The sequence below is a fragment of the Pseudomonas batumici genome (assembly GCF_000820515.1).
GTDB lineage: Bacteria > Pseudomonadota > Gammaproteobacteria > Pseudomonadales > Pseudomonadaceae > Aquipseudomonas > Aquipseudomonas batumici.
Genome location: NZ_JXDG01000070.1, coordinates 134,479 through 152,257, shown reverse-complemented (window position 1 = coordinate 152,257; position 17,779 = coordinate 134,479). Strand labels below are relative to the sequence as shown.

General features: G+C 62.5%; 15 protein-coding genes and 2 pseudogenes. 1 reads left to right on the top strand and 16 read right to left on the bottom strand.

Annotated features, from left to right (window positions below):
• Nucleotides 1–20 precede the first annotated feature (20 nt).
• Entirely contained in the window at nt 21–992 is a 972-nt protein-coding gene (locus tag UCMB321_RS27675; protein ID WP_040063012.1) for an IS110 family RNA-guided transposase, read from the bottom strand.
• Nucleotides 993–1,303: 311 nt separating this feature from the next.
• Nucleotides 1,304–2,953, bottom strand: a complete 1,650-nt coding sequence (locus UCMB321_RS27670; protein WP_040071883.1) for a GMC family oxidoreductase — start codon at nt 2,951–2,953, stop codon at nt 1,304–1,306.
• Between the two features lie 138 nt (nt 2,954–3,091).
• On the opposite strand from UCMB321_RS27670, the gene UCMB321_RS27665 reads away from it, so the two are divergent.
• The gene (locus UCMB321_RS27665) at nt 3,092–3,979 is read left to right on the top strand and encodes a LysR family transcriptional regulator (protein WP_040071882.1); all 888 of its coding nucleotides are present in this window, start codon (nt 3,092–3,094) and stop codon (nt 3,977–3,979) included.
• A 13-nt stretch (nt 3,980–3,992) separates the two neighbouring features.
• On the opposite strand, the gene UCMB321_RS27660 is transcribed toward UCMB321_RS27665, so the two are convergent.
• The 14 genes and pseudogenes from UCMB321_RS27660 to UCMB321_RS31920 form a co-directional block, all read right to left on the bottom strand.
• Nucleotides 3,993–5,264: a TerC family protein gene (locus UCMB321_RS27660; RefSeq protein WP_052451372.1), complete on the bottom strand. Its 1,272-nt coding sequence runs from the start codon at nt 5,262–5,264 to the stop codon at nt 3,993–3,995.
• A 25-nt stretch (nt 5,265–5,289) separates the two neighbouring features.
• On the bottom strand, nt 5,290–6,528 hold the full coding sequence (locus UCMB321_RS27655; RefSeq protein WP_209437216.1) for an NRAMP family divalent metal transporter: 1,239 nt from the start codon (nt 6,526–6,528) through the stop codon (nt 5,290–5,292).
• Nucleotides 6,529–6,573: 45 nt separating this feature from the next.
• Complete coding sequence (hflC, locus tag UCMB321_RS27650) at nt 6,574–7,455, bottom strand: protease modulator HflC (protein ID WP_040071880.1); 882 nt, start codon at nt 7,453–7,455, stop codon at nt 6,574–6,576.
• Nucleotides 7,452–8,507, bottom strand: a complete 1,056-nt coding sequence (gene hflK / locus UCMB321_RS27645; protein WP_040071879.1) for an FtsH protease activity modulator HflK — start codon at nt 8,505–8,507, stop codon at nt 7,452–7,454. The genes hflC and hflK overlap by 4 nt, the downstream gene beginning before the upstream one ends.
• A 186-nt stretch (nt 8,508–8,693) precedes the next feature.
• Nucleotides 8,694–9,761: a protein-glutamate methylesterase/protein-glutamine glutaminase gene (locus UCMB321_RS27640; RefSeq protein ID WP_040071878.1), complete on the bottom strand. Its 1,068-nt coding sequence runs from the start codon at nt 9,759–9,761 to the stop codon at nt 8,694–8,696.
• Entirely contained in the window at nt 9,730–10,266 is a 537-nt protein-coding gene (locus tag UCMB321_RS27635) for a hypothetical protein (RefSeq protein ID WP_040071877.1), read from the bottom strand. The genes UCMB321_RS27640 and UCMB321_RS27635 overlap by 32 nt, the downstream gene beginning before the upstream one ends.
• Entirely contained in the window at nt 10,263–11,069 is an 807-nt protein-coding gene (locus tag UCMB321_RS27630) for a CheR family methyltransferase (protein WP_040071876.1), read from the bottom strand. The genes UCMB321_RS27635 and UCMB321_RS27630 overlap by 4 nt, the downstream gene beginning before the upstream one ends.
• A 22-nt stretch (nt 11,070–11,091) precedes the next feature.
• Complete coding sequence (locus UCMB321_RS27625) at nt 11,092–11,625, bottom strand: chemotaxis protein CheW (RefSeq protein ID WP_040071875.1); 534 nt, start codon at nt 11,623–11,625, stop codon at nt 11,092–11,094.
• 41 nt (nt 11,626–11,666) lie between these two features.
• A complete protein-coding gene (locus UCMB321_RS27620; protein ID WP_040071874.1) occupies nt 11,667–13,325 on the bottom strand; it encodes a methyl-accepting chemotaxis protein in 1,659 nt (552 codons plus the stop codon).
• Nucleotides 13,322–15,082: pseudogene (locus UCMB321_RS27615) on the bottom strand (chemotaxis protein CheA); the annotation flags it as partial. The pseudogene UCMB321_RS27615 and the gene UCMB321_RS27620, both read right to left, overlap by 4 nt.
• A gap of 80 nt (nt 15,083–15,162) precedes the next feature.
• A pseudogene (locus UCMB321_RS31925) lies at nt 15,163–15,565 on the bottom strand (Hpt domain-containing protein); the annotation flags it as partial.
• Nucleotides 15,566–15,630: 65 nt separating this feature from the next.
• Complete coding sequence (locus tag UCMB321_RS27610; protein ID WP_040071873.1) at nt 15,631–15,930, bottom strand: STAS domain-containing protein; 300 nt, start codon at nt 15,928–15,930, stop codon at nt 15,631–15,633.
• Nucleotides 15,931–15,972: 42 nt separating this feature from the next.
• Complete coding sequence (locus UCMB321_RS27605) at nt 15,973–16,341, bottom strand: response regulator (RefSeq protein WP_040071872.1); 369 nt, start codon at nt 16,339–16,341, stop codon at nt 15,973–15,975.
• Nucleotides 16,342–16,350: 9 nt separating this feature from the next.
• On the bottom strand, nt 16,351–17,022 hold the full coding sequence (locus UCMB321_RS31920; protein ID WP_425338621.1) for a methyl-accepting chemotaxis protein: 672 nt from the start codon (nt 17,020–17,022) through the stop codon (nt 16,351–16,353).
• Nucleotides 17,023–17,779: the final 757 nt, after the last annotated feature.

The following is a 17,779-nucleotide window of genomic DNA, read 5'->3' as shown; positions in this document are numbered from 1 at the left end:
TGTAGATACCGTCTTGACCCTCATCGCGCAAGCGCGATGTTTGGGTCAAACGGTATGCCTGATTTGAGCACTCCGTAGACCAGATGTAACAGCTTGCGCATTGCTGCACAGATGATCTGTTTAGGGGCCTTTCCTTTGGCTTTCAGGCGCTCGCTCAGTGCCCTGACCGCCGGGTTCCATCTCATCGCCACCATCGCAGGCATGTACATTCCGGTCCGTAGGCTGGCCGAGCCGGTCTTGGATATCGGCGTCGGACCAACGTAGTTACCTGATTGGTCTATCAATGGATTCAGGCCTGCAAATGCCACAACAGCGCGAGGGCCACTGTAGTCCAGAGGGTCGCCCAGTTCGGCGAGGATCAAGGCGGCGCTCGTTTCACCCAACCCGTCGATGGACACGATCAAATCACGCTTCTGACGTAGGTCAGGATCGTCATCAATGTTGTCTTTGATGGCCTTCTGAGTCGCGGCAATCTCACTTTTCACGTGATTGATCACGGACAGGATCGAGGCTTGGACGTTGGCTTGGGCGACGTCCAGGCGGTTGGTCTCCATTTGCAGGATTTCCTGGAGATCCTCCAGTCGCCGGACTAAAGCCCTTAAACGACGGCGAGCAGGCAGTTCTGGTACCCAGGCTCTGAGTTTGTGCTGCTTCTGCTGGGCATAGGCGGCGATCAGTTTGGCATCGGCTTTGTCGGTTTTGACCCGACGCAAATCCTCCTTGCCGAACGCATGAATGACGGCAGGGTTAACGATGCAAACTCGATAACCTTTTGCATGCAGGAAGTCTGCGAGAGCCTCGTGATAGGTGCCGGTAGCCTCCATGACGACCCAGGCTTGCGGATCGGCATGTTTCTCCAGCCAGGCCTCGACCTCGCTGAAGCCTGAAGCGTTATTGGGCAGCTTGGCCTTCGTACGGAACTTGCCGTTGTCCAACGGCGTAGCGATGTCGAAGGTGTTTTTGGCTGTGTCGATACCCACGAAAGCGGACATGGTCTTCTCCCTGAAATCCGAAAAGATCACCACTGCACTCGGTTCTGCCTTGCCAATACGTGCTCACGCCGAAGCGGGCCACTAGATACCGTTCGAACTTGCTGAGTGAGTGTGGAAGGCCGGAGCACGTATCTATAATGCGGGCTCGAGGCCCTAGGAGCTGGACGGCTTCTCGGTCTTCCCTCGATGATCAGTCGAGAACTATCGCCTCTGACGAGGCGTTAGTCGAGATACAAGGAGCTGGCTTGCCAGCGATGAGGCCCTTGAGTCATACGCCGCCTATTCGGCCGCCATCGCCAGCAAGCCGGCTCCTACAAGGGAACCGGGATTTCCTCCGTTCGAATGTCGGGCACAGCCGGGGCATCCTCCAGGATCATCTGCGCCGCCTTCTCGGCAATCATCACCGTCGGCGAACAGGTATTGCCGGAGACGATGTCCGGCATGATCGACGCATCGGCGACCCGCAACCCCGGGATACCGTGCACCCGCAGCCGCGCATCCACCACATCCAGCGGGCCGTTGCCCATCCGGCAGGTGCCCACCGGATGAAAGATCGTCGTACCGATCCGCGCAGCCGCCTCATGCAGTTGCTCCTCGGTTTGCAGCGCCGGTCCGGGCAGGTATTCCTCGGGTTTGAACACCCGCAGGGCAGGGGAGTCGACGATACGCCGGGTCAGCCGAATCGCCTGGGCCGCGACTTTCAGATCCTCGGGGTCGCTCAGGTAATTCGGATCGATCAGCGGCGCCACATCCGGATCGGCCGAACGAATATCGATGCGTCCCCGGCTCAGCGGCCGCAGGTTGCACACCGAAGCGGTAAAGGCCGGGAACCGATGCAGCGGCTCGCCGAAGCGCTCCAGCGACAAGGGCTGCACGTGGTACTGCAAATTGGCCGAGGCCTGTTCGGGCGAGGACTTCACGAACGCCCCCAACTGGCTGGGTGCCATGGCCAGCGGACCACTGCGGTCGTAGAGATAGCGCAGGCCCATGCCGACTTTGCCCCACAGGCTATTGGCGACCTGGTTGAGGGTGCGGGTATTGCTGACTTTGTAGATCAGCCGCAGTTGCAGATGATCCTGCAGATTGCCGCCGACCCCGGGCAGTTCGTGACGAACCGCGATCCCGAGGTTTTCCAGCAAGGGCCGTGGGCCGATGCCCGAACGCTGGAGAATGCCGGGGGAGCCGACCGAGCCAGCGCACAGGATGATCTCGCGGCGAACATTGAACACATGTTCCTCACCCTGCCAGCGGGCGACGACGGCACAGGCGCGGCCCTCTTCCAGGTTCACCCGGTTGACCTGGACGCCCGTCAGGATCGTCAGGTTGGGACGCTTGAGAATCGGCCGCAGGAAGGCTTTCGACGAGTTCCAGCGCACGCCGGAACGCTGGTTGACCTGAAAGTATCCACAGCCCTGATTGTCGCCGACATTGAAATCACTGACGCTGGCAATACCGTTTTCAGCGGCGGCATCGCGGAATGCATCGAGGATCGGCCAGGAGTAGCGCTGCTGCTCGACCCGCCACTCGCCCTGGTCGCTGTGGAATTCGCTGGCCCCACCAAAGTGGTTTTCGCTGTGCTTGAACAGCGGCAGGACATCGCTCCAGGCCCAACCCGGATTGCCTTGCGCGGCCCAGCGATCATAGTCGCCGGCCTGGCCACGCATGTAGATCATGCCGTTGATGGATGAGCTGCCGCCCAGCACCTTGCCACGCGGGTAGCCAAGGCTGCGACCTTGCAGGCCGGATTGCGCTTCGGTCTTGAAGCACCAGTCGGTACGCGGATTGCCGATGCAGTACAGATACCCCACCGGCACATGAATCCACGGGTAGTTGTCCTGGCCGCCGGCTTCCAGCAGCAGGACATGATTGCGTGGATCGGCGGACAGCCGATTGGCTAGCACACAGCCGGCGGGCCCGGCGCCGACTATCACATAGTCATAGGGCAAGTGGGTTGATGGCATAGGCAACCTCGCCTTTTTTATTGTTCTTGTCTCCCTTCATGTTATTGATTAGTTTCGAGATGAAAACCTTCGTTTTTGCGCAAGTGCTGTGCGTTTTCAAACAAGGCCGGTGAACCCCGCGATTCACAAGGAAGCCCCATGTTCGACTGGAACGACCTGCGTTTTTTTCTCGAGCTGCAGCGCAGCGGACGCCTGCTGACCGCGGCCAAACGCCTGAACACCACCCACAGCACCGTGGCCCGGCATATCGAGACCATCGAGCAGAGCCTGGGCACGGCGCTGTTCGTCCAACATGCCCAGGGCTACGAGCTGACACCCTCGGGCCAGGCCCTGCTCAAGCATGCCGAGGCCATGGAAAACGTCGCCTTGCTGGCCCAGGAGGAAATCACCCAGGCCATCGCGCCCCTGGGCAAGATTCGCCTGGGAGTGACCGAAGGGATCGGCATCATGTTTCTCAGCACCCGCATGGGCGGGCTGTTCGAACGTTATCCAGGGCTGGAAGTGGAACTGGTGGCGGTGCCGCGTTTCGTCAGCATCCTCAACCGCGAGGCGGAAATCAGCATCCACCTCGACCGGCCCAACGCCGACCTGTTGATCACCCGCAAGCTCACCGACTATCGCCTGGCGCTCTATGCCAGCCGGGACTATCTCGCCCGCGCGCCGGCCTTGCAGTACCGGGACGACCTGTCGCAACACAACTGGATCGGCTACGTCGACGACCTGCTGTTCAGCGAGGAACTGCTGTTCCTCAACAACTTCTGCCGCACGCCGAATGTGATTTTTCGCAGCACCAGCGTGATTGCCCAGCAACAGGCGGCGCGGGCCGGGCTGGGGATTGCGGTGCTGCCCAACTACATGGCCAAGGACGATCCGCAGCTGGTGCGCGTGCTGCCGGAGGAAACCATCCAGCGCAGCTACTGGATCAGTACCCGGCGGGAGTTGCACAAGTCCGTGCGGTTACGGGTGGTGTGGGATTTTCTGCTGGCGTTGTGTGCGAGGGAGCAGGGCGTGTTGCTGGCACAGTGAAAATATCGCCCCTCTAGCCTTTCCTGTAACAGTCCATTTGCGAAAAGCTCCCCCCATTGATGCGAATGGAGGTGGCATCGTCATTGGTGATTTCCTCGGGCGGTGTAAAACCGAGCAACGACGAGGCCCGGGTGGCATTGATCCACTCCAGCCGGCCCTTGATCAGCGCACCGTCGAGCGAGCCGGCACTGCCACGAATACGCACGGTGTCCTTGCCATGCTGGTAGAAAAAGATGAACGGCCCGTTGAAGCCAGGGCACTCGTAGCTACTCAGCAGCCTGGGCGTCGGCATGTAGCCGCGGTTGATGATGCCGACATAGACCACCGAATAACCGATGTAGGCCAGCACCGGTAGCGTCGCCAGCGCCCCGGCCCAGTACCATCGGCGCTTGCGGTTCGGTTCGCCCGGCAAAGGCTCGACAGGCGGGTTATCCACAGGCGGCAAAGGCGTCTCGGAAGAGGACAACTCGGCAGGCAGGGGTTCACGAATCCCGGGAAGATCCTCTGCCGCCGCGACCAGCCGAACCACACTGGCCGGCAGCGGCTCGGCAATCAGCGGCTCATCCACACGGGCCTGGCGCACTACCGGTTCAGGCCTGGGCAGCAAACGCAGGTTGCGTCGGATGATCCGGCTTTCCACCAGCACGAAAATCGCGCAGGCCAGCGGCATCGCCAACACCAGCCCCGGTGCCTGGGCCGTCACCCAATCGGCGATCAGCGGATCGGACATGCCGATATCCCCGGCCACCCAGCCCAGCAAGGCGCAACCCGCCGGGACCAACCGCGGATAACGCTTGAACAGCCCGCTGACGAACAAACTGCCATACATCAGCATCGGGATGCTCAGCAGCAACCCCAGTACCAGAATCCCCACGTTGTCCTGGGCCACCGCAGCCAGGGCCACCACGTTGTCCAGGCTCATGGTCAGGTCGGCGAACACGATAATCCCGATCACCGACCACAGCGTGCTGCCCGAACGCTGCGGCAGGTGTTCGGCATCTTCATCCGCCACCAGCAGCTTGATGGCAATCACCACCAGCGCACACATGCCCAGCAGTTTCAGGCAGGGCACCTTGAGCAACAGACCGATCACCGCCGTGAACAGGACCCGCAGGGCGACCGCCACGCCCATCCCGGCGAATATCGCCTGGCGCATCTGCCGGGCCGGCAGGTGACGGCAGGCCAGCGCGATGACCACGGCGTTGTCGCCACTCAGCAGCAGGTCCAGCAGGAACACCTGCAGTGTCAGGTTGATCCCCTGCATCCCGGCATCCAACCCGATCATCTTGCCGCTCCCGCAACCGTCTTCATCAATTCCACAAACCTCCCACACCACAGAACAGGCCGGTGAGGGAGGCCAACCCGAACACCACGCCCACCACCCGCGCATACCCACCCTGCAACCTGAAAGCCCCGGTCAACTGCGTGCGCGCCAGCCAATAGAGAAGGCCCAGCACCGCCGGCAGCAACAGCGCATTGACCACGCCGGTGAAGATCGACAGCTCGACCAGATTGACCCCGGAACCCACCAGCGCCCCGGCCCCCAGCAACATGGCGGCGAATGCCGCATAGAACCAGGGTGCCTCGGTGGGATGCTGCTCCAGCGAATGCCGTCGGCCGGTGGCCTCGCCGACACCCCAGGCCACGGTCAGGCAGACCACGATGGTGGCCACCAGCGCCCCCCCGGCCAAGCCCATCGCAAAGACCACGCGTCCGACCGTCTGGCCCAAGGAAGCGGTAAAGGCATCGGCCAGTTGCGGCACGTTGGTCAGGGTGAAGGAGGCATCGGATCGGTTGAAACACGCCGCCGCGGCAATCACCACCGCGGCGGTCAGGATCTGGCAGAGGGTCGCGCCGAGCAGGGTTTCGATGCGCGCCGCTTTCAGGTGCCGGGCGCCCAGACCTTTGTCGATCAGCGCCGATTGCTGGTAGAACACTGTCCACGGCATGACGCTGGTGCCCAGGTTGGCGGCCACCAGATAAAGATAGGAGCTGTCGTGGAGCGGCATCTGGTACCACTGCGCCGCGATCTGCCGAGGATCGGGGTGAGCGTTCCAGGCCACGGCGATAAAGGCCACGCCGAACAGACCGAGGCAAATCGCAACGCGCTCGACGCCATGGTAGGAGCCGGAGCAGACCATCGCGAAGATCAGCACCACCAGTACGCCGATGGTTTCCCACAGGGGGACGCCGAAGAGTTGGCCGACCCCGGCCAACCCGCTCAGCTCGGTCACCAGCGCGCCGAAACAACTGAGGACCAGCGTCGCCAGGGACAGCAACGCAATGCCCCGACCAAACCGCTGGCGCACCAGTTCACCAAAGCCCTTGCCCGTTCCCAGCCCCAGGCGGATCGAAAGCTCCTGCGTGGTATACAGCAGGGGAATGATGAGGAACTGCAGCAACAGCAGCCGATAGCCCCATTGCGCGCCACTCTGCGCAGCGGTGATCACGCTGCCGGCCTCGGTATCCGCCAGCATCACCACCAGCCCCGGGCCCACGGCGGCAGCCATCAGGCGCAGCCGGCTCGAGCGGATTGAAACGCTTGGCATCATGTCTGTTCCCGGCTCATGGAGAGCGTCTGTACAGGGTGGGCATCAGGGTCGGCCATTCACCGCCGGGCCGCTCTTGAGATCCTTGAGGAACGCCGTGTCCGGTGAAAGCACCAGGGTCGGCGCGGATTCGGACAGCGATTGCCGATAGGTCTGGAGGCTGCGGTACAGCTTGTAGAACTCGGGGTCCTTGTCGAACGCCTGGGACGAGATGCGGTTCGCCAGGGCATCGGCTTCGCCACGGGTGATGCGGCTTTGCCGTTGCGCTTCGGAGATCAGCACCGCCCGTTCGCGTTCCGCATTGGCCTGGATCTGTTGCGCCCACTCGAAGCCCTGGGCCCGCAGTTCCTTGGCCTCGCGCTGGCGCTCGGACTTCATCCGGTCATAGATGGCCTGGCTGGTTTCGAAGGGCAGGTCGGCCCGATGAAAACGCACTTCGGTGACTTCGATGCCCAGGGGCCTGGCCTTCTCCACCACCTCGTTCTGGATACGCTCGACAATCTTCGGCCGCTCGGCGGACAGCAGCGACTTGAGCATGACCTGTCCCAACTCACGCCGCAGCGACGAGCTGACCAACTGGGCCAGTTGCGCATTGGCCTGGTCGACCGTGCGCAAGGCCTGATAGAAACGCAGCGGATCGACGATGCGATAACGCGCATAGGTTTCCACCTCCAGGCGTTTCTGGTCGCCGAGGATCACCTGCTCGGAAGGCGGCGCCAGGGTCAGGATGCGGGTGTCGTAGTAGATGACGGTATCGATCAGCGGCACCTTGAGTTTCAGGCCCGGGGTGCGCACCGGCTCGGTCGGCGCCCCTAGCCTGACCACCAGGGCCTGCTGGGCTTCATCGACGGTGTACAGCGAAGAACCGATCCCCCACAGGACAACCAGCGCCAGGATCACCAAGGCCCCACGAATCGACGGTTTCATCGGGTCTGCTCCTTGGCCGGGCGTTTGTCCTGCTCCGACAGCGGCATGTAGGGCACCACCCCGGAAACGCCTTTGCCGGAGGTATCGATGATCACCTTGGACGCTTTTTTCAGCACTTCATCGGTGCTTTCCATGTACAGGCGCCAGCTGGTTACGTCCTTGGCCTGTGCATAACTTTCGTACACCGCCAGGAAGCTTTTCGCATCGCCTTCAGCCAGGTTCACCGCCTGGGCCTTGTAGGCTTCGGCTTCCTGGTTGATATGCGACGCTTCGCCCCGGGCCCGCGGAAGAATGTCGTTGGCGTAGGCCTCCGCCTCGTTGCGCGCGCGTTCCTGGTCGGCCCGGGCGCGCTGCACATCGTTGAAGGCATCGATCACCGCCGGCGGCGGATCGACGCGCTGCAACTGGATCTGGGTGATCAATACACCGGCTTTTTCCGCGTCGAGCAGGCCTTGCAACAACACCTTGGTTTCATCGGCAATCTGCTGGCGCTTGTCGGACAGGGCCGCCTGGATCGGCGTGCGGCCGATCACTTCGCGCAGGGCACTTTCGGCGGCCAGCTTGATGGCGAATTCGGGCTTGTCCATGCTGAACAGAAACTGCCCGGCGTCCTTGATCCGCCAGAACACCGCGCAATCGGCTTCGACGATATTCTCGTCGCCGGTGAGCATCTGCTTGTCGCGGGACAGGGAGCTGTCGTTCAGGCCGAGCGCTGGGCCATGCCCCAGTTGCAGCTGGTTGACCGTGGTGACCTTGGGCAGCAGCACCGTTTCGATGGGGAAGGGCAGGTGGTAGTGCAGGCCGGCTTCGGTGGTGTCGACCCATTTGCCGAAGCGCAGGACGATGCCCTGTTCGTCGGGCTGGACCTTGTAGATGCCGCCGACGACCCAGACAAAAGCCAGCAACCCGAGCACCAGCGCAAGCCCCTTGCCTTGCAGTCCCGTGAGAGCGATGAAGCGATTGGCCCTGAGGCCCATCGAGCGGGCTTGTTCGCCCAGTGAGGCGGAAGGCTTTTCCGGTTCCAGGGGAGTCAAGGGCTGCGGGTCGGACATGGTCTTATCCTGGAGGCGTCTGGCCGGGGGAGACGGATCGAAGTTTTCTATTACCGCATATTTCTCGACATCATACAGCCGAGAACTGAATCGCTCCTGACATGGCGCAATGATTGAGGCATCCACAGGGCAAATGTGCCCAGTGGGAACTATTCCCAGCGCTGGCCTGGAACCGGGGTCGGCGCGCTACTTGCCGAGTACCGCCAGATGGATGTCCTGCAAGGGCAGGACACGTTGGGCGGCACCCAGCTTGATGGCTTCCCTGGGCATGCCGAACACCACGCAGCTGGCCTCGTCCTGGGCCACGGTCGCGGCGCCGGCATCGACCATTTCCTTGAGGCCACGGGCACCGTCGTCGCCCATGCCGGTCATGATGATGCCGGTGGCGTTCTTCCCGGCGAATCGGGCCACCGAGCGAAACAGCACATCCACCGATGGCCGATGGCGATTGACCAACGGGCCGTCCGCCACCTGGACGTGGTAATAGGCGCCGTTGCGCACCAACATCATGTGCTTGCCGCCGGGAGCGATCAGGGCCAGACCGGGCAGCACCCGATCATTGTTCTGCGCCTCGCGGACCTCAATCTGCGACAGGCCGTTGAGACGCTGGGCAAAGGAGGCGGTGAATTTCTCCGGCATATGCTGGACGATGACGATCCCCGGGCAGACCCTCGGCAACACGGTGAGCAGTGCCTCCAGCGCCTGGGTGCCGCCCGTGGAGGTGCCGATGGCGACGATACGTTCGGTGGTCTGGGCCATCGCCTGGCTACCCGCCGCCGGCAGCATCGCATCGGCGCTCAGCTTGCTGCCGACTTCAAGACGCGGCGCGGCGGCCCGCTTGACGAGGTTCTTGACGTTGGCGCCGGCCGCGCCGCGAATGGCCGCGAGCAGCTGGGCGGCCGATTCGAGCAGGAAGTGCTTAACGCCGCCCTGGGGTTTGGTGATGATATCCACAGCCCCGGCCGCCAGCGCCTGCAAGGTGGTCTCGGCGCCGCGCTCGGTCAGCGAGGAGCAGATGACCACGGGCGTGGGCCGCTCGGCCATGATCTTTCTCAGGAAGGTGATGCCGTCCATGCGCGGCATTTCCACGTCCAGCACGATCACGTCCGGCCAGGCCCTGGCCATCTTGTCCATGGCGAAGATCGGATCGGAAGCTACCGTCACCTCGATATCCGGTGCCTGGCCGAGAATCGCCATCAACACTTGCCGGACCACGGCGGAGTCATCGACCAGCAAGACGCTTATTTTCTTCATGACGGCCTTTTACTGTTTGCAAAGAGAGATGCCGGACCCAGACGTCACCGCTCCAGGTGTCGAAGACCAGGCTGCGATGCCCGGTCCCCCCCAGGTCCATGGCGCAAGGCGACAGCTGCAGGCGCGCCGCGATGGCAGTGACGGCCGCGCAGTTCAGGCTGGCGATATCGCCGGCGGCATGATCGCGCGGTTGTTCGGGAAACATCTCGCCGCCGCCGAACAACTTCAGCTGATACTCGCTGGCCTCGCTCCGATACCCCTGGATACTCTGCATCAGCCATTCGAAGGCTTCGTCGACATAGCTGCCGTCCAGGAGCATTCCACGCTGCCTCCGGCCCGGCAGCAGGCAATGGGATATCCCGCCCAGCTTGCGCACCGGATGCCAGACAATCATCGAGACACAAGAGCCCAGCAGGGTACGAATACGGGTGGGGTTGCTGCGAAAGCACAGGCTCCCGGGAGCCAGGTAGATTTCCTCGACGTCCATGGCGATGGCGGCCTTCATGGCTTTTGATAGATGGAAGGAGCCACCAGCTTGAACGCGTCGCTGACACCGTGCAGGCTTTCCGAGTGGCTGATCATGAAATAACCGCCGCGCCGGAGAAACGGAACGAGGCGACCGACCACTTTGCGCTTGGTCTCCTGATCGAAGTAGATCATCACGTTGCGCAGGAAAATGACGTCGAACTCGCCCAGTTGCGGCAGGCTGTCGTTCAGGTTGACCTGGATGAAACTCACCCGCTGGCGCAGGCTCCTGTCGATCAGGAAGGTACCGGCCTGCTGGCCGATGCCCTTGAGGCAATAGCGGGCCAGCAGGGGTTGCGGCAGGTTGCTCGCACGCTCCATCGGGTAATGCCCGGTTCGGGCCTTGGCCAGCACCTGGGTGCTGATATCCGAGCCGATCACCTCCCAGGACGTGCGCCCCAGGCTCTCGGCCAGGGTCATGGCCAGGCTGTAGGGTTCTTCGCCCGACGAACTGGCCGCGCTCCATACCCGGAAGGTCTTTCCCGGCGAGGCGAGGGGCAACACCTGTTGGCGCAGAAAGTCGAAGTGCTTGGGTTCACGGAAGAAGTACGTCTCGTTGGTGGTCAGCAGGTCGAGGGCCACCTGCAACTCGCCGGCGTTCTCCTTGCCCATGATCAGTTTGAAATAGGCGCTGTAGCTCTCCAGCGCGTGGTACTTGAGGCGCTTGAACAGGCGCCCGGCGACCAGGGCCTTTTTCGCGGGCGACAGGCTGATGCCCGCCGCCCCGTATAGCCAGGCCTGGAACTGAGTGAACTCGCGATCCTCGAGCTTGATGCCGTTCAACCTGACACTCCTTCCCCATCCCTCACTGCAGCAGGTGTGCGGGGCTGTCGCCGACCTCCGCCAGTTGCGACATCTCATCCACGGACAACACCCGATCAACCGCCAGGACGATGACGAACTTGCCTTCGACCTTGGCCATGCCGCTGATGAAGTCGGCGCGAATACGGGCACCGAAGCTGGGCGGGGGCTCGATCTCGGCCGCCGGTATTTCCAGCACTTCGGACACGGTGTCGACCAGCAGGCCGATATCCTGCACCTGGCCGTCGTCACTGTTGGCCTCGATGATCACCACGCAACTGCGCCGGGTCACGGTCGAACGCTGCTGGCCGAAACGCGCGCCCAGGTCCACCACCGGCACCACGGCCCCGCGCAGATTGATCACCCCACGCACGAAGGCGGGCATCATCGGTACCGGCGTGACGTTGCCATACTCGATGATTTCCTTGATCCCCAGGATACCGATGGCGAACATTTCACCGGCCAGGAGGAACGTCAGGTACTGCGCCTCCTGGGTTTGCACCGCGGTCGCCTGGCGGGTAGTCGTTAATGCACCCATGTTGCTCTCCTGCATGAAAAAGGCCCGCGTCCAGGCGTCGATCAGAACCGGGTGAACTCGCTTTCGTCGGGGCCGACCGCCTGGGCGAAGCTCTTGTGCAACGCCGGTTGCGGTGCCCGCGCGAACGCCTGCGCCACGCCGCCCACCGAACGCGACGGGCTCTGTGCCACGTGCAGGGTCGCGCTGCTCACCGCCAAGGTGAAAAAGCTCATCGCCTGCTGCAGCTGTTCGGCCTGGCTGCTCATCTCTTCGGCCGTGGCCGCCAGCTCTTCGCTGCTCGAGGCGTTTTGCTGGGTGACCTGATTGAGCTGGTTCATGGCGGTATTGATCTGCGCCACGCCCGCGGCCTGCTCCTCCGAGGCCGCCGTGATCTCCTGGACCAGGTCCGAGGTCTTGTTGATCGAAGGCACCATCTCATCCAGCAAGTGCCCGGCCCGCTCGGCCATTTCGACGCTGCTGGTGGAAAGCTCGCCGATTTCCTGCGCCGCCACCTGGCTGCGCTCGGCCAGTTTGCGCACTTCGGCCGCCACCACGGCGAACCCCTTGCCATGCTCGCCGGCACGCGCCGCTTCAATGGCCGCGTTCAGGGCCAGCAGGTTGGTCTGGTAGGCAATGTCATCGATGATGCTGATGCGCTGGGCGATTTTCTTCATGGCCTGCACGGTCTGCTGCACGGAGTCGCCACCGTCGGTGGCTTCCTTGGCGGCCTTGCTCGCCATGCCATCGGTCACCTTGGCGTTTTCGGTGTTCTGGTTGATGCTGGCGCTCATCTGCTCGATGGACGCGCTGGTCTCTTCGACACTGGCCGCTTGCTCGCTGGTGGCCTGGCTCATGGACTGGGCCGTGGCACTGACTTCCTCGGAAGCGCTGGCCAGGTTGTCGGCGGCGGTGCGCACTTCGCCGATGATCTGCGAGAGCTTGCCGACCATGCTCTGCATCGCCGTGAGCACGCGACCGGTTTCGTCCTTGGCGCCCGGCTCGATGGTGACCGCCAGATTGCCTTCGGCCAACTGGGTGGCCACCCCGGCAGCCGTTTTCAGCGGGTTGGCAATGATCCGCGAAATGAACAACGCCAGGGCGATGCCCACGAGCAGGGCCGCGATGACCGCGGCCATGATCGACATCCGGCCGTTGGCGTAGATCTCATTGCCCCGTTGATTGGCGGCGGTCGCGCCGTTGTCGTTGAGTTCGATCAGCTTCAGCAGATCGTTGCCGATCACCTCGAAGGTTCGCTTCGAATCCCCCTTGAGGATGACCATGGCTTGTTCCCTGGAACCCTGCCGGGACTCGGCGAACAACTTCTTGCTGTCCGTGACATAGCTTTCCCAGTCGGTCTTGAAGGTATCGAACAGCGCCTGTTCCGCAGGGCTGGAGATCAACCCCTCCTTTTCATAGCGGACAATGCGGGTCTCGACCTCCTTGCGCGCGTCGGTGGCCTCCTGATCATACTGGGCCAGTTCCGTCGGGTCTTCGGCCAGCAGATAGCGGATCTCCTTGATCCGGTAGTTGGCGACAAAGAAGCGAATGCCCGAGGCCAGGCGCACGGAGGGCAGCCAATTCTCGCGCATGTCGCTGGCGGTCTGGTTGACCTTGCCCAGTTGAATGACGGCGAACACTCCCATCGCCGCCATCAAGACCAACACCACCAGAAACGAAGTGATGAGCTTGGTCGCTATCCTCAAATCGTAGAACCATTTCATTGAAGGGCCCCTCCATGTGCGGTGTGGTTGGCTGAGTTGCCAGTCTTGCTATCGGTCAAGGAATGAACAGTGGCTTGCCGGGTTTCACGCTGGACCAGTTCCCCCAGCAAGGATGGAACGTCGAGGATCAGCGCCACTTCACCGCTGCCCAGGATGGTCGAACCGCTGATGCCGCGCAGGGCATTGAACAGCTTGCCGAGGGGCTTGATGACGGTCTGGAATTCGCCCAGCAGATCATCGACCACCAGCCCGGCCTTTTGCTCGGCACAGCGCACCACCACCACGTTCTCGCGGCGAACGCTGTGTCCCGTATGGCCGAAGTGGTCGCGCAAACGCACCAGCGGCAGCACTTCGCCGCGCAGGTCCAGGTAGTTGTCCTGACGCTGCAGGGCATTCAATTCGATGCACTCCTGGACCATCTCCAGCGGCACCACGTAGTGAGTCTGGCCGACGCCCACCAGGAATCCGTTGATGATCGCCAGGGTCAGCGGCAAGCGGATACGGATGATCGTGCCTTGGCCAGGTTGGCTATCCAGGTCCACCGTTCCCCGCAAGAGGGTGATATTGCGCTTGACCACATCCATGCCCACGCCCCGTCCGGACAGGTTGGTCACCGCCTCGGCGGTGGAAAACCCCGGTTCGAAGATCAGGTTGTAGATTTCCTGATCCGTCAGGTTCGAAGCCGCGGGAACCAGGCCACGCTCGACGGCTTTTTGCAGAATGCGGTCGCGGTTCAGGCCAGCACCGTCGTCGGCGATCTCCAAGACGATGCTCCCCGAGTCGTGAAAGGCGTTGAGCTGCAGTCGCCCCTTGGCGGGCTTGCCGGCGGCCTGGCGCACCGCCGGGGATTCGATGCCGTGATCCATCGCATTACGTAACAGGTGCATCAGCGGATCGCCGATTTTCTCCACCACGGTCTTGTCCAGCTCGGTGTCGGCGCCGCTGATCAGCAGCTCGATGTCCTTGCCCAGTTCCTGGCTGACATCCCGTACCACACGGCGGAAGCGGTTGAAGGTCTCGCCGATGGGGATCATGCGCAGGTGCAGCGCGCCATCGAGGATTTCCTCCACCAGTCCCGAGACCACCGAAGTGGACTCCTGCAACTGGCTATTCGCGCTGCCGCGCGCCAGCAGGTTGGCCCCGGCGCTGGCAATGACCAGCTCACCGACCAGATTGATCAGTTCATCCAGCTTGTCGGCATTGACCCGGACAAAGTGCGCCTCGGCAGCCGTCCCCTGGGACGGTTCGCGGTGGCGACCCTGCTTTTCCAGCGCGGACTGCACCACAGCCGGTTCGACCACGCGCTGTTCAATCAGGATCTCACCCAGTGGCATCGCCGGTGTCCCGGCCGACTCGGTGCGCTCGCGCTGGGTCCGCAAGCCGTCTTCCAGCTCCTTGGCCGTCAGTGCGCCACATCGGGTAAGGATTTCCCCCAGGCGGGCAGGCTCTTCGGGCAGCGCATCGATCAGTCGCAGGTATTCCTCCATTCGACTGTGGGGCGCCAGGATATGAATCTGGCAGTCGTCACGAACGAAATCGAAGGCTTCGGCAATGGTTTCGCGGCTGGCGTCGGAATCCAGGTCGATCTCGAACCCCAGGTGGCAACTCTCGGCGTCGAACTGTTGCAGGGTGGGCAAGGTATCGGCCAGCGTCACCACATGGACGATCTCACCCAGGGTATTCAGGTAACGGAGGAAGGACAGCGGATCCATGCCATTGCGAAACACGTCCGCGCCGAAACGCAGGGAAATGTGCCAATAGCCGGAACTGACCGAATCCTCGCCGGCCACCGGCTGGGCCATGGGAATATCGAGCAGGGTGGGCAAGACAGACGCCGCCTGCATCGCCTGGTAGTTCTGCAACCCCAGGCGCAGGATCGCTTCACGCTCCTGGGCGCTATCGCTCAACGCCTCGCCGGCACCGGCCACCACTTCAACCAGCTCCAGCATGTGGTCGGCACTTCTGAGCAGCAGGGCGATCAACTCGCCATCGACCTGGATGGCACCATCGCGCAGCCGGTCCAGCACGTCTTCGACGATGTGGGTAAAGCCGACGATGGGACTCAGCCCGAACAGTCCGGCTGAACCCTTGATGGTGTGCGCCGCACGGAAGATCGCACCGATGGCATCATTGTCATCCGGTTCAGACTCCAGGTGCAGCAGCGAAGACTCCATGTCCTGGAGCAACTCGCGTGCTTCGACGATGAAGGTTTGCTGTGCCTGGTCCAGATCGAGGTTGATGCTCACGATAGCGTCCTTTTTATCGTCCCGGGTTCAGGGAGCCGTGGGAAGGTTGCAGTCCTGGATCACGGGCGCCCCAACGTGCCGGCCAGGTCGCACAGTTCGAACACCTCAAGCACCGCTGGGCTGTGTCCGCGCAGTTGCAGGGTCACGCCTGTGCACAAGGTTTCGCGCTTGGCGAGCATCAGCAGTTGCACACCGGCGCCATCGATTTCAGTGACCTGCGAGAGATCGATAGCCAGCGCGCTGGCCCGTTCCAGGAACGGCGCCAGTTCGGCATACAGCTGCGCGACGGTGTAGATGGTCATCTCGCCTTCGATACCCAGTTGCGGGGTCGAAGTGTCGGTTTGGCAAATGATCGGCATGCTCGAATCTCCCTGTTCGCCCGGTCCTGGTCATGCCTGGGTTCAGGGCAGGATCAGCTTGGACACGGCGGCGAGCATTTGCGCCGGCTGGAACGGCTTGACCACCCAGGCCCGCGCCCCGGCGGCCTGTCCTTCCTGCTTCTTGCTTTCCTGGGACTCGGTGGTGAGCATGATGATCGGAGTGAACTTGTAGCTGGGCAGCTTTTTCACTTCCTTGACGAAGGTGATGCCGTCCATGTTGGGCATGTTCACGTCGCTGATGATCAGGTGGATTTTCTGCCCGGTCAGCTTGCCCAGTGCGTCCTTGCCGTCACTGGCTTCGATCACGTCGTATCCGGCGCTTTTCAGAGCGATGCTGACTACCTGACGAACACTGCTCGAATCGTCGACCACCATTACGTTCTTCGCCATGACCGGCTCCTAAAAGAAGGTGATTTCCTGGGTATTAGTGGGTTGATTGACGTTGACCTTGCCCGTGCGGTGATTGCGCCGTTGCTCATCGGTGGCGTAGGTCAGCTCCATTTCTGCCAGCCAGGCGGGGGCGTCGACGACCAAGGCTCCCGAGGTCTGTTGGGCTTCGCGCAAATGGCCGAGCAGGGCTTCCATGTTATTGCGCACCTGCGCGAGGATCTGGCTGACCCGATCCTGGAATTGCAGGTTGACCAGCACCTCGGTGACCTCGTCGCGAATCCCCAGGCCTTCACGTTGCAGCAGGGCCGCGGAGTCGGAGAGCTGGCCGGTGATGCTCTTGAAACGCTCGAGTACCCCCTGGATGCAGGCTTCCGAGTCGGCCACCGAATCCTTGTCGTGATCGGTACTGCTGGCCGCGGCCTCCACCAGATGGGTGATGGCCGCGTTGATGATGTCGACCTTGGCGGACATCTTCTGCCCGGTTTCGCTGGACTGGCTGGAGAGGGTACGCACCGCATCGGCCACCACGGCGAAGCCACGCCCGGTTTCCCCGGCTCGGGCCGCCTCAATGGCCGCGTTGAGCGCCAGCAGGTTGGTCTGCTGGGCGATGGCCGCCACTTCACTGGCCATGGTGCGCAGCTCACCGGTGTAGCTCGTGAGGTGGCGGACCTGTACCAGCATCTCGTCACGGCTCTGCTGAATGGTCTTGAGCGACTCGATCACATGCAGCAACTCGGCATCGCTCTGGGCCAATACCTCCAGTGCACCGCCCTGGTTGTGGTCGGCCAGATCGCCCGCCGTGGCCTGAGAGGTGTCGACGGTCTGCTGCAAATGTTCGGCGATGGCGCTGAAACGGCGGGTCAGTTCGATGATGGCGGTTTCGGTTTCGGCGCGAGAGCTTTCGATTTGCCGGGACCAGATGGGGATGGCTTCCAGGCAGACCGCTTCCAGACCGCCCGTTGCCGTCGTATCGGTGGTGGTCAGGGCGTCTTGGGCTGCAATCGCTAGCTGGGCTGACAGCTGCCGGTAGCGACGCTGATTCAGCAGTCCGACGAGGCCCCCTACCACCAGCAAACCCGCCGACCAGGCCAGGTTGGCAGGGCGCCAGTCGCTCGACAGCAGCACGCCGGCGCCACAGGCAGCGGGGACGAGGGGCATCCAGAAAAAAGCGCCGGCCTGGGGGGCGGGCGGCGATACCTGAAAGTTGCCGGATGACGACATAGGTTCCTCCCTGAATCAGTTGAACAAAGCTCCACTGCATAACAAGGCTATCCGCCGGGGCCCTGGCCCGCTTGAGCAGGGCGCAGGGTCAGTCGTCGGATAGTGGTAAAACCGTTCAATTTCCGGGTGCGGCACAATGCCATCTATGGGCATAGACTCTTGAGTGTAGACAGGCTTGCTGAATACAAAAGGAGGAATTCTCTTTTAATCGCGAAAA